The organism is Streptomyces sp. NPDC052225 (assembly GCF_040679615.1).
In the GTDB taxonomy this organism is placed as follows: Bacteria; Actinomycetota; Actinomycetes; order Streptomycetales; family Streptomycetaceae; genus Streptomyces.
This window is the reverse complement of the sequence record NZ_JBFAVD010000002.1, coordinates 393,357-406,205: the sequence shown is the minus strand read 5'-3', so window position 1 is coordinate 406,205 and position 12,849 is coordinate 393,357. Positions and strand designations below refer to the sequence as shown.

The following is a 12,849-nucleotide window of genomic DNA, read 5'->3' as shown; positions in this document are numbered from 1 at the left end:
CGTTCACTCCCTCTCGCGCAGCGCGAACCGCTCCTTGAGGCGGGTCAGCGTCGCGTTGAGCCGGTCGATGTCCTCGTCCGAGTTGAGCGCGGTGAGCTGGACGCGGAAGCCGACCCGGTCGTGCGGGACGAGGGGGTACGCGGCGACGGTGACGTAGATGCCGCTGTCCCACAGGAAGCGGGCCACCGCGTCCACGTCGGACGCCCGGCCCAACGGGATCTCGATGATGGGGAGTTCGTCACGGTTGAGGGTGTCGAGGCCGAGGGCGTTCACATGGCCGAGGACGCGTTTCGTCTTCGCGTACAGGTCGGCGCGGATCGTGTCGCCGCGCTTCTCGTTCACGTCGAGCCCGGCCAGGACCGTCGCCAGGGACGCGGTCGGCGAGGGGCCCGAGTAGAGGTACGGCGCGGCCGACGTCTTGAGGTGGTCCTTGAGCCAGGTCGGCAGCGCGAGGAACGCCAGGAGCGACGAGTACGCCTTGGAGAACCCGCCCACCAGCACGATCCCGTCGTACGTCTCGCCGAGGTGCCGGACGACGCCGTTGCCGCGCGAGCCGTACGGGCACGGCTCCGTGGCGCCGCGCTCGCCGATCACACCGAAGCCGTGCGTGTCGTCGACGTACAGCGTCGCGTCGAACGACCGGCACAGGCGCGCGAGGCGCGGCAGGTCGGGCAGGTTGCCGCTCATGCTGTTCACGCCGTCCACGCAGACCAGGCGCGAGACGCCGGGCGGCGCCGCCCGCAGCAGCCGCTCCAGCTCGTCGGGCCGCTCCTCGTGGAAGCGGTGCAGCGTCGCGCCCTGGCCGCGCGCGGCCACGCAGCCGTCATACACGGTGCGGTGCGCGGTGGCCTCGACGAAGACCTGGCCCTGGCCCGCGAGGACCGGGATCACCGAGGCGTGGATCAGCGTCGCCGTCGGCAGGACCAGCGTGTCCGGGGCGCCGAGCAGCTCCGCGAGCCGCTCCTCGATGTCCGGGTACAGGCGCGGCGAGCCGAGTAGCCGCGACCAACTCGGGTGCGTGCCCCACTGTTTGACCGCAGGGCCGATCGCCTCCATGATCTCCGGGTCCCAGTCGAAGCCCAGGTAGTTGCAGGACGCGAAGTCGATCAGCCAGTGGTCGCCGCTGCGGATGTGCCGGCCGCGCACCTCGTCGAGGACCGCGTCGCTCATCGGGTTGGTGCGCCGCAGCCGTTCCAGGTCCCCCCAGCGCGGATCGCGCCGCACGCCCGGAGGTGCCGTGTCGCTCATGGTCCTCGTCTCCTTCGGTGGCGGGCGGTCGAGCAGCGCCGCGGCGTGCTCGGGGGTGAGGGGCCGGGCGAAGAGATATCCCTGCCCGTACCGGCAGCCCATGGCGGCCAGGAGGTCCCGCTGGGCGGAGTCCTCGATGCCTTCGGCGATGACCCCGAGGCCCAGCGTGCGGGCGATGCGCACGATGCCCTCGACGAGGGCGACCTGCCGGGCGTCGGAGGCGATGTCGTCGATGAACGACTTGTCGATCTTCAGTACGTCGATGGGGAACTCGCGCAGATAGCGCAGGCTGGAGAAGCCCGTGCCGAAGTCGTCGACGGCGATGTGCACCCCGAGGTCCTTGACGGCCTGCACCACCGAGTCGATCTGCTTGTCGCGCCGCATCAACACGGTCTCGGTGAGCTCCAGTTGGAGTGTTCCGGGGGCGAGGCCGGGGGTGCCGAGCGCGGCCTTCACCTGGTCGACGAAGTCCGCCTCGCGGAACTGGCGCGCCGAGACGTTCACGCTCACGTACGGCGGGTTCTCCGGCGCGACCGCCTGGAGGCGCGCCGCCCCGGCCGCCGCGTTGCGCAGCACCCACGCGCCGAGCGACGCGATGTGCCCGGTCTCCTCGGCGAGCGCCACGAACGTCTCCGGTGGCACCGTGCCGCGCGGGTCGTCCGGCCAGCGCACCAGCGCCTCGAACCCGACCACGGTGTCCGTCGTGAGGTCGACGACCGGCTGGTAGCGCAGGCCGAAGCCGCCGCTGCTGACCACTTCGTCGAGCCGGGCCTGCAACGCGTGGCGCTGCACGACCCGTTCGTGCAGCGGCGGCTTGAAGCGCCGCCACTGCCGCTTGCCCGCCGCCTTCGCCGCGTACAGGGCGAGGTCGGCGTGCTGGAGCAGTTCGTCCGCGTTGGAGCTGTCCAGGGCCGTGGCCACGCCGACGCTCGCGGAGACGTTCACCGCGTCCTCCAGGAGCCGGATCGGGCGGCTGAGCGTCTGGAGGATCTGCGCCGCGAGCAGCTCCGCGTCGACCGGGTCGCGGGCGTCCTCCATCAGGACGGCGAACTCGTCGCCGCCGAGCCGGGCCGCCGTGTCGGAGCGGCGCAGCGTCGCTGCCAGCCGCTCGCCGACGGCCATCAGGAGCATGTCACCCGCCGGATGCCCCAGGGTGTCGTTGACCAGCTTGAAGTCGTCGAGGTCGATGAAGAGCAGGCACGTCAGGGCGGGCTCGCGGCGGCTGCGCAGCAGGGCCCGCTCCACCCGCTCGAGCAGCAGCGTCCTGTTCGGCAGCCCGGTCAGCGCATCGTGGAACGCCCGCTGCGTCAACTCCTGCTCCAGCTGCCGCTGTTCGGTCACGTCGCGCAGCGTCACCACGATGCCGCCGACGGTCGGGTCGTCGCGCAGATCGCTGCACCGCACCTCCACCTCGGTGCGCCCACCGTTCTGCGTGACCCACCAGTGGTCGTGCGTCTCCGGGGCGCCGTCCACGCGCAGCGCCGCGAGCGCCTGCGTGGCGCGCTCCCGGTCGCGCGGGCCCACCAAGTCGGGCAGGACGGCGCCGACGGGTTGGACGCCGCCGAAGACGGCCCTCGCCGACGGGCTCGCGTACCGGACGGTGTTGTCCTCGTCGACGATGAGGATCACGTCCGACGCGTTGCGCACGAGGGTGCGGAAGTACGCCTCGCTCTCCCGCTTGATGATCTCCTGGCGTAGGCCGATCCGCTCCATCGCGAGCCCCGCGTGCGCGGCGAGGGACTCCAACGGGCCCTGAATCTCGCCGAGTTCCTTCGGAGGCCCGGCCGCCACCAGGACGCCCGGCAGATCCCCGCCGGGTGGCCGGTCCTGCGGCACCATCGGGCAGATCAGCGCCGTCGGCAGCCCGCGCAGCCGGGACGCGGCCTCGGGGCCCAGCTCCTCGACCGGCACCATCCGCGTCGACTCGTGCAGCCCCGTGGGCGCGTCGGTGGCGGGCACCGCGGGCAGCAGCGTCGAGGCGTGCGGCGTGTCCGGACCGAAGAGCGTGCCGACGGCCGTGTCGCAGACCGCCGCGATCTCCCGCGCGTCCAGCGCCGACACCAGGGACGCGGTCGCGGTGCGCAGCGCCAGCTCCCGCGCCACGGCCGTGCGGTGCGCGACGACGATGCCGCCCAGGCGCAGCAGGACGAGCAGGAACAGCAGCGCGCTGAACGCGGCGATCGCCGTACCGTCGTGCGTCGTTCCCGACAGGGCCTCGTACAGGAGGACGGCGGGCGCGATCAGCGTGGCGAAGCCGAGCAGCACGACCCGTCGGCGGGCGGGCAGCAGCGCGGGCTGCGGTGCCTGCGCGGTCAGCTCCGCCATCGAGGGGTGCAGCCCCGCGAGCCCCCACGCGGTGTAGAAGACGATCCAGCCGGCGTCCAGGAGCGTCCCGGCCTGCCAGGCTCCGTTGAGCTGCAGGATCCCGTACGCGATGTCGAAGCAGAGCAGGGTCAGGGTGCCGGCCACGAGGAGCTGCACGGAGCGGTTGCCGCGCGGCCCCGGGCCCGAGGCGAGCAGCCGGGCGAGCAGGGCGAGCACCAGGACGTCGCCGAGCGGGTACGCGACGCTGATGGCGCGCTGCTGCCACGTCATGTCGTCGGCGAGGGTCAGCGGCTGCACGAGGAACACCCACACCGGCAGCGCGAGCCCCGCCGTCAGGATCATCGCGTCGAGCAGCGCCGGCAGGTCACGCCCCGCCCACCGGTAGCGCACGAGCCCGAACAGCCCGATCGCGAACAGCGGGTACGTCAGCAGATAGAACGCGTCGGACGGCGAAGGAAAGGGGTTCGACGCGGCGAAGTACTGCTCCTGCGCGTTGTAGTACGTGTCTCCGGCGCAGAAGGTGGCCAGCGCGCCGGCCAGGACGTACCAGGGCCAGCGGTGCGCGGGACGGTACAGCCGCACCCCGGCGAGGACCGCGACGACGGAGCCGAGGCCGATCGCCGACCACAGGGGTGCGTGCGCCGCGGGGACGGTCAGGTAGACGACGGTGGCGGCCGCCACGAGGGCGGCATACAGGCCCATGAGCCGATGTGCTCGCAGCACGGGCAGTCGCCTCCCTGCGTCCGGGACACCGGGTGGCGTTCGAGGCGTCGGTCCTGGGTCTCGCTCCGTACTCGATCGTAGGCACGGCTGCCCGAGGGCTGCATCTCAGCGCGGGATCACCGCTCCGACCTGCGGCGGAGTGGTCACCGTACGTCCGAAGTAGTCGACGGAACCGGCCGCGGGGGCCTGGTCGGGCAGCGGCAGTTCGACACCTTGGGCGGCCAGGGCGGGGCAGTAGGGGATGGTGCGCGGCGCGTCGGCCACGGACAGGATCGCGGGCAGCGCGCCCCCGGCGAGACACGGGTCGACGTCGAGCCCCGTGGCCTGGCCGCCGGCCATCTCCTGACCGGTGCCCTCCCGCCACGCGGTCAGCGAACCGTAGGTGTCCGCGCCCCACCCCACCTGCCAACCGCCCTCCACCGAGCGGTAGTCGTTGCCCTGGAGGACGACGTCCGAGCGGGTCAGTCCCGGGTCCGCGAAGACCAGCGGCACACCCTCGGTGACGAAGAGGTTGTTGCGGACGGCGACGCCGTGCTCGCCGGGCTGCAACCGCAGCGCCGGCCCCGGACCGGCGGGGGAGAGCGACAGGAGCACCGTGTTCTGGACGACCGCCAGCTCGTGGATGTCCGTGCCGTACACGGCGAGCGCGCCGTGCTCGGGCAGCGCCCGCCCGTCGTCGGCGCTGATGTTGTGGCTGATCGTGTTGTGCGCGTGGGCGCCGTTCTGCCAGCGCTGGTAGGCGTAGAAGCCGGGGCCGTCGTTGTCGAACGCCAGGTTGCGGCGCAGCGCCGAGTGCGACACGTTCGAGTCGAGCCCGAACCCGGCGCCGTCGACGGTCGACCCGGTGTGGTTGCGGTAGGAGACGCTCTCCTCGATCACGACCCGCGTCGCGTCGTACGTCCACACGCCGACCGGCCCCTCCGGGGCATCGCTCGCCGCGCGGGCGCCGTTGTCGTGCGCGTCGACGTGCCGCAGCGTCGCGCCGCGCACCGAGCCGACGACGATCCCGTCCCCGGTGTGCCGGTCGTGCGCGGTCGGATCGCCCTGATTGCCGTACGCGGCAACGGAGTCCAGGGTGAGGTCCTCGTGCGCGTAGACGTCGCGCGCGGGCTTGTAGTCCGGGCCGTAGGTCAGCAGGCCCGCGTCCTTGTTGCCGTGCAGCACGGATTGACGCACCGTCACGTCACGGAAGCCGACGCCGTGCGGGGACGCACCCACGGCGAGGCCGACCCGGAAGCCGGAGACGTCCACACCGGACACCGTGATCCCGGCGGGGCGTGACCCGTCGCGCAGGTCGCTGTAGAGGTTCACCCCCGCGTCGTGCGCGCGGGACGCCCGCGACCCGCGCAGCAGGAGGTCGCGCACCTGCACGCCGCTCGTGTCGTGCACGGACACGGCGGGCTCGGCGACGGAGACGACCGTGGCCCGACCCGTCCCGAACGAGCCGATCACGACGGGCCGTGCAGCGTCTCCCGCCTCGTCCCGCCCGACGGTCACCGAGCCGCGGAAACGTGTCCCGCCCTCCAGCAGCAGCCGGTCACCGGGTTCCAGCTTCGTCCGCTCCGCCCGCTCCAGGGTGCGCCACGCGGAGTCCGGCGCCGTGCCGTCGGACGCGTCGTTCCCGTCCGCGGCGACGTAGTACGTGTGCGCGGGCGGCACGTAGTGCGGCGTGGAGGCGCAGCCCGCCGCCGTGACGGCCAGGGCCACCACCCCCACCGCCGCACCCAGAGCCGCGCCGCGCATCGCCCTCACACCTTCACGGGCTCACGGGCCGAGGGCACCTCCTGGGCCCGGGACCGCGCCCGGGACCAGGCGACCATGCGGCGAAGGCCCTCCGCCAGGGACACCGACGGCGCCCAGCCGAGCTCGGCCCGCGCCCGGTCGATGACGGGGCGCCGCCGCGTCGGGTCGTCCACCGGCAGCGGCCGGAACTCGACCTGCGACGCCGAACCGGTCACCTTCAGGACCAGGTCCGCCAGTTCCCGGACCGTGAACTCACCCGGGTTGCCCAGGTTCACCGGACCCTCGGCGCACGAGTCGAGCATCGCCGTCAGACCCCGGACGAGATCGTCCACGTAGCAGAAACTGCGGGTCTGCGAACCGTCGCCGAAGATCGTCAGCGGGCGGCCGGTGAGCGCCTGGCGCAGGAACGTGGAGACGACCCTGCCGTCGTGCGGACGCATCCGCGGACCGTACGTGTTGAAGATCCGCACGATGCCCGTGTTCGCGCCGCCCGAGCGGCGGTACGCCATGGTCAGCGCCTCCGCGTACCGCTTGGCCTCGTCGTAGACGCTGCGCGGTCCGACGGGGTTCACATGACCCCAGTACTCCTCCGGCTGCGGGTGCACCTCCGGGTCGCCGTACGACTCGCTCGTCGACGCGAGGAGGAACCGGGCGTCGTGACGCAGCGCCAGTTGGAGCGCGTACTCCGTGCCCCGGCTGCCCACAGCGAGGGTCTCCAGGGGGAGCCGGTGGTAGTCGGGCGGCGACGCCGGGCTCGCCAGATGCGCCACCGCGTGCACCGGACCCGGCACGTCGAACGGCTCGGTCACATCGCACGACACCAGGCGGAACCGGGGCTCCGGCAGCAGGTGCGTGACGTTGGCCGGGGTGCCCGTGCAGAAGTTGTCCAGGCACCACACGGTGTCGCCCCGGTACAGCAGGGCCTCGCACAGATGGGAGCCGAGGAACCCTCCGCCTCCCGTGACGACCACTCTCATGACGCACCTCCTGCGGTGCGGGCCGGGCGGCCGAGCGCCCGGAAGGCCCAGCCGGCCGCACCCCACGCCCGCGGGTCGAGACTGTTGCGGGCGTCGAGGATCACCGGGGTGCGGACCACATCGGCCAGGGCGGCGGGATCGATCGCGCGGTACTCGGGCCACTGCGTCAGATGCAGGACCAGGTCCGCGCCCTCACACGCCTTGGGAATGTCCAGGGTGTACGTGAGCTCGGGCCGCGCGGCGCGGGCGTTGTCGAGGGCCTGCGGGTCGTGCACCCGTACCGTGGCGCCCTCCGCCTGTGCGGCCGCCGCGACGGCGAGGGCCGGCGAGTCGCGTACGTCGTCGCTGTCCGGCTTGAACGCGGCGCCCAGGACGCCGATCCGGCGCCCGGTGAACGTGCCGCCGATCAGCTCGCGGGCGCGGTCGACGGTGCGCCGCCGCTGCCGCGTGTTGATCCGGTCGACCTCGCGCAGGAACGCCACGGACTCGCCGGCGCCCAGCTCCTCGGCGCGCGCCGCGAACGCCCGGATGTCCTTGGGGAAGCAGCTCCCGCCGAAGCCGAGCCCCGGGTCGAGGAATTGCGGCCCGATGCGGGAGTCCGCGCCCATCGCGCGGGCGAGGACGGTGACGTCGGCGCCTGCCGCGTCGCACACCTCGGCCATCGCGTTGACGAAGGAGATCTTGGTGGCGAGGAACGCGTTCGAGGCGACCTTCACGAGTTCCGCGGTCGCCGTGTCCGTGGAGTACACGGGGATCCCGGCCCGCCGCATCGGCCCGTACACGGCCCGCAGCAGCGCGTCCGCCCGCCCGGAGCCGACGCCGATGACCAGGCGCTCGGGATGCATCGTGTCCTGCACCGCTCGGCCCTCGCGCAGGAACTCCGGGTTCCACGCGACCTCCGCGCCCGGCGCGAGTTCGGCGAGCCGCTGCCCGATCCGGGCCGCCGTGCCCACCGGCACCGTCGACTTGCCGACCACCAGGGCGCCCTGGCGCAGCTGCGGCCCGAGCTCCTCGACGACCGCGTCCACGTACCGCAGGTCCGCCGCGGCCGAGTCGGGCCGCTGCGGGGTGCCCACGCAGATGAAGTGCAGGTTCGCGAACCCGGCCGCCTCCGCGAGCGACGTCGAGAACCGAAGGCGGCCCGAGTCGACCCCGCGCGCGAGCAGTGCGTCGAGGCCCTCCTCGTGCAGCGGGGCACGGCCCGCCGCCAGGGACGCGACCCGCTCGGCGTCGATGTCGATGCCGAGCACCTCGTGACCGATGTCGGCCATGCACGCGGCGTGCACCGTTCCGACGTATCCCGTGCCGATGACTGACATCCGCATGGCCCTGCTCCTTAACCGTCCTTCGGCCCCGGCCGGCGGGGCGAGCCCCGGTAGCCGTCGGGGTTGAGCTGCTGGAAACGCCAGGCGTCCCGGCACATGGCGGCCAGGTCCCGCGAGGGACGCCAGCCCCAGGCGCGCGCCACCGCGCCCGCGTCCGCGACGAGTTCGGCCACGTCGCCCTGGCGACGGCCGGTGATCTCGTACGGAACACTGATCCCGCTCGCCTTCTCGAAGGCGGCGACGACGTCGAGCACCGAACTCCCCTGTCCCCGGCCGAGGTTGAAGACGCTCAGGCCGCGGGAGTCGGCGAGGTGGTCGAGGGCGATCCGGTGCGCTTCCACGGTGTCCATCACATGCAGGTAGTCGCGGATCGCGGTCCCGTCGGGCGTCGGCCAGTCCCCGCCGAAGACGCGCAGCCGACGCCGGCGTCCGACGGCGACCTGGGCGACGTACGGGAAGAGGTTGTCGGGGGTGCCGTGCGGGTCCTCGCCGAGCAGGCCGCTGGGGTGCGCGCCCGCCGGGTTGAAGTAGCGCAGGCACAGCACGCTCCAGCGCGGGTCGTGCGCGCACACGTCGGCGAGGACCCGCTCGCACAGCGACTTGGTGGAGGCGTACGGATTGGTCGGGCGGTGGGCGACGGACTCGTCGAGGGGACCCTCGCCCGCGTCGCCGTAGACCGAGCAGGAGGAGGAGAACACCAGGTCGCGCACGCCGTGTTCGTGCATCACGTGCAGCAGGGCGGTGGTGCCGCCGACGTTCGTGTCGTAGTACGCGACGGGCACCCGTGTCGACTCGCCCACGGCCTTGTGCGCGGCGAAGTGCACGACGGCGTCCACTGGGTGACGGTCGAAGACGGCCGACAGAGCGCGCCGATCACGGATGTCCAGCTCGTACACGGCGCCGACGAACCGTCCGGCGATCCGCTCCACCCGGGGCAGCACCCGCGGGCAGCTGTTGGAGTAGTCGTCGACCACGATCACCTGGTAGCCGTGGTCAAGGAGTTCGACGCAGGCGTGGCTGCCGATGAAACCGGCGCCGCCCGTGACGAGAACGGTCGAAGGGGAACCGCTGCGCTCGGCCACGGTGCTCACCAGCCCAGGACGGCGGCCGCGTAGGCCGGGTAGAAGACGACGGCGGTCGCGACGGTCAGCGCCGCGGGAACGGCCGCCACCAGCGAGACCCGCACGGCGGCGAGCGCCGCCCCGACGGGGACACCGCAGGCGCGCGCCGTCTCCCGCACGTGCAGCAGCGGCAGTGCCAGCGCGACCAGCGTGTAGGTCACCCCCGCGACCAGGCACAGGAACACATAGCCGGCCGACGGGCTGGTCAGTTCGCCGAACACGGCGATCGCGGCGAGCGACATGCCGAGCAGCGCGAACGGCACGGTGAGGCGGGCGGGCAGCGGCCGCGGACCGGCGGCGGTCTTCGGGGTCACCTTGAACGTGACCTGGCGCGGGCGCACCCGCTGACGCACCGCCCCCACCAGCCCGCCGATCACGAACGGCCAGCGGGCCAGCGCGAACAGCCACACCTCCCAGCTCAGCAGCGGCGCCCGGCGCGGCCTCAGCAGCCCGCGCCGGCGCAGTAGCCCCAGCGTGAGCACCAGCCACACCGGCAGCACCCAGAAGTGCAGCAGGAACGAGAAGTAGTCGACGTTCATCCACGGCAGCCCGGTGATCACGGCGACCGGCGGCAGCACCAGGCCCGCCACGATCATCGTGCCGAGCAGCGGGTAGTACACCAGCGCGTACGCGAACCGCAGCCGCAGCGCCATCGGAAGCCGGCCCAGATGCCGGGGGAGCAGGCCGAGCAGCATCGTCGTGAGGCTGCGCGACCACTGGTACTCCTGCGTCACCATGTCCGCGAAGGTCAGCGGCCCGTCGCCGTGCGCCTCCGCGTCGATCGCGAACGCCCCTTGCCACCCTGCCGAGTTGAGCAGATACGTCGTCGAGAAGTCCTCCGCGAGCTCCGGGCCGAGGCCGCCGATGTCGCGCAGTGCCCGGGTGCGCACCGCGTAGTGGGAGCCGATGCACATGGGCGCGAGCCCGTCGCTGTGCCCGAGCTGCACGGCGCCGTGCCACACCGCCTCGCGGTGCAGCCGGCCCCGCGCCGACCAGGAACCGGCGCCGTTGGCGTCGCACACGCTGGGTGCCGCGACATAGCCGATGGCCGGGTCCGCGAAGGGCCGCACCATCTCGGCGAGATAGCCGGGCTCCGGCACGTGGTCGCAGTCGAGCTGGGCCACCACCGCGTACTCGTCGTAGCCCCAGTGGTCGTAGAAGTAGGCGAGATTGCCTTCCTTGCAGCGGGTGCGGCGCGGCCAGTCCTGCCGGTGGTAGGCGCCCACCCCGTGCCGCGACGAGACCCGTACGTGGTGCGCGTGGCACCAGGAGACGATGTCACGCGTCGGCGCCTCGTCGCACAGCCACACGTCGTAGCGGTGCGGGAAGTCCTGCGCGAGCATCGCCTCCAGGGTGCGCACGGCGGAAGGCCACGGCTCCGACGGGGCGCGCGTGACGACGAACGCGACCGGCAGCGACGGGATCGCGAGCGCCGGGTCGACCGTGCGCAGCCGCAGAGCCGTGGCGAAGAAGTACGCCGGCAGACCGGTCAGGTACAGCAGCAGCGCACTGTTCACGATCAGGCCGGGCCAGCCCGCCCGGTGCTCGGGCCGCAGCCACCACGCCCAGAACCAGACCAGGCTCACCGCCCAGCCCGCCGCGATCGCGAGCAGTGCCGCCCGGTCCGCGCGGCCGAGCGCCGGCACGAAGGTCGACGCCCGCACCGCCCGCACCCGGCAGGGCCGCCCGAAGACGGGGCCCTCGGCGCTGATCCGTACGACGTTGCCGTCCGAGATGCGCGCCAGGTGGGCCGCCACCGCGGGGTCGGGGTGGATCGCCGGAACCGGCTCGCGGTGCGTCATGGCCGCACGCTCCTGCGCTGTACGCTGACGTCGTATGTTTACGGCGTATATGTACGACTTTGCGCCTATGGTGGAGCTGAGTCAAGAGGCACTTTCCCGGACTGCGGTGACGTGCTGAGACCGGAGGAGCGGACGATGCCGAAGAAGCGGACCGAGACGGACAAGGCGTCGGGCACAGTGCCGGGGAACGCCGAGGCCCCGGCCCGCCGCGCTGCCGACCGGGGCCGCTACGGGAGGCTCAGCCGCGAGCGGGTCCTCGCCACCGCCCTGGAGATCGTCGACCGCGACGGCCTCTCGGCGCTCAGCATGCGCGGCCTCGGCGCCGAACTCGGCGTCGAGGCCATGGCGTTGTACCGCTACGCCGACGGCAAGGACGCGCTCCTCGACGGCCTCGTCGAAGCGTTCTTCGTCGCGCTGGAGACCGACCTCGACGCCGGGAAGGCGGCCCCCGGCTGGCGCGAGGAGCTCGACCGGATCGCCCGCGCCGCCTACGGCGTGGCGCTCCGGCACCCGCATGTGGTCCCGCTGTTGGCGACACGGCTCCTGTCGACGCCGCTCGCGCGCCGCCCGGCCGCCGTGCTCCGCGCCGACGAGCGGATCATCGCCCTGCTGCGCGACGCCGGCCTGAGTGACCGTCAGGCGGTGCGCCTGCACCGGGCGTTCACCGCGTGGCTGCTCGGCTGGCTCACCGTCGAGCTGCGCGCCATGGACGACGACCCCGACGAGCCCGACCCCGCCTTCCGGCTCGGACTGCACCGGCTGCCCGCGCGCGAACTGCCCCGGCTGCGCGAGAGCGCCCCGCTGATGGCGGAGCGGGGCGGCCCCGAGGACCTGAGCGAAGGGCTCGACGCACTGCTGCGCGCCTTCACGTAGCACGGCGGGGGTGCAGTGACCGCAAGTTTGCACGGTGTGCAAGAATCTCGGCCGTGATCCCCTCCGACCAGCAGCAGAGCGCCCCCGCCGAGGGGCTGCGCGAGCGCAGGCGCCGCCGGACGCGCGCCGATCTGCACGCGACGACGCTGCGCCTCGCGCGCGACCTCGGTTTCGCGCACGTCACGGTCGAGATGATCTGCAAGGAGGTCGGGGTCTCGCCCCGCACCTTCTTCAACTACTTCCCCAGCAAGGAAGCCGCCCTCTTCGCCCTGCCCGGCAGCCTGCCGCCCGCCCTCGCCGACCGGTTCGCCGCGGGCCACGGCCAGGACACCGACGCCGTCCTGCGCGACCTCGGCGACGTGCTCGCCGACCACCTCCAGGAGGGCGCCCCCGGCCCCCAGGAGCTGGAGGACACCTTGCGCATCGCCGAAGGCGTGCCGTCCGTCCTCGCCACCTTCCTCACCCAGTGCGAGGCCGTCGAGCGCGATCTCGCCGGGACCATCGCCCGGCGCACCGGCACCCCGCCCGACGGCGAGGCCGCCGAACTCCTCGCGGGCATCGCCATGGCGACCCTGCGCAGCGGGCTCAAGCGGTGGTCGCAGGCGCGCGACCACCGGCACGGGCCCGCCGACTGCGTCCGCGAGTCGTTCACCGCGCTCCGCGCCCTGCTCGGGCAGGCCGCCGTGCGGTAACCGCGCGGCCCCGGCCCCTC

At 73.2% G+C, this 12,849-nt stretch carries 8 protein-coding genes; 2 read left to right on the top strand and 6 right to left on the bottom strand.

Features of this window, described 5'->3' with window-relative positions:
* Positions 1–3: 3 nt before the first annotated feature.
* The 6 genes from AB0L37_RS05070 to AB0L37_RS05045 all read right to left on the bottom strand — a co-directional run bounded on the left by AB0L37_RS05070 (position 4) and on the right by AB0L37_RS05045 (position 11,264).
* Positions 4–4,275: an aminotransferase class I/II-fold pyridoxal phosphate-dependent enzyme gene (locus tag AB0L37_RS05070; RefSeq protein WP_365500591.1), complete on the bottom strand. Its 4,272-nt coding sequence runs from the start codon at positions 4,273–4,275 to the stop codon at positions 4–6.
* Positions 4,276–4,401: 126 nt separating this feature from the next.
* The gene (locus AB0L37_RS05065; RefSeq protein WP_365500260.1) at positions 4,402–6,039 is read right to left on the bottom strand and encodes a right-handed parallel beta-helix repeat-containing protein; all 1,638 of its coding nucleotides are present in this window, start codon (positions 6,037–6,039) and stop codon (positions 4,402–4,404) included.
* 5 nt (positions 6,040–6,044) lie between these two features.
* Positions 6,045–7,016 carry a UDP-glucuronic acid decarboxylase family protein gene (locus tag AB0L37_RS05060; protein WP_365500257.1) on the bottom strand — a complete coding sequence of 324 codons (972 nt, stop codon included), beginning with the start codon at positions 7,014–7,016 and terminating at the stop codon, positions 6,045–6,047.
* Positions 7,013–8,341 carry a UDP-glucose/GDP-mannose dehydrogenase family protein gene (locus AB0L37_RS05055; protein ID WP_365500254.1) on the bottom strand — a complete coding sequence of 443 codons (1,329 nt, stop codon included), beginning with the start codon at positions 8,339–8,341 and terminating at the stop codon, positions 7,013–7,015. The genes AB0L37_RS05060 and AB0L37_RS05055 overlap by 4 nt, the downstream gene beginning before the upstream one ends.
* Positions 8,342–8,352: 11 nt before the next feature.
* Positions 8,353–9,432, bottom strand: coding sequence for a UDP-glucose 4-epimerase GalE (gene galE / locus AB0L37_RS05050; RefSeq protein WP_365500251.1), 1,080 nt, complete (start codon positions 9,430–9,432; stop codon positions 8,353–8,355).
* Positions 9,429–11,264, bottom strand: coding sequence for a glycosyltransferase family 2 protein (locus tag AB0L37_RS05045; protein WP_365500248.1), 1,836 nt, complete (start codon positions 11,262–11,264; stop codon positions 9,429–9,431). The genes galE and AB0L37_RS05045 overlap by 4 nt, the downstream gene beginning before the upstream one ends.
* Positions 11,265–11,399: 135 nt before the next feature.
* Here AB0L37_RS05045 and AB0L37_RS05040 point away from each other — a divergent pair, with 135 nt between their 5' ends.
* Together AB0L37_RS05040 and AB0L37_RS05035 are read left to right on the top strand one after the other, a co-directional pair.
* On the top strand, positions 11,400–12,137 hold the full coding sequence (locus AB0L37_RS05040) for a TetR/AcrR family transcriptional regulator C-terminal domain-containing protein (RefSeq protein ID WP_365500245.1): 738 nt from the start codon (positions 11,400–11,402) through the stop codon (positions 12,135–12,137).
* A 53-nt stretch (positions 12,138–12,190) separates the two neighbouring features.
* Complete coding sequence (locus AB0L37_RS05035; protein WP_365500242.1) at positions 12,191–12,829, top strand: TetR/AcrR family transcriptional regulator; 639 nt, start codon at positions 12,191–12,193, stop codon at positions 12,827–12,829.
* Positions 12,830–12,849: the final 20 nt, after the last annotated feature.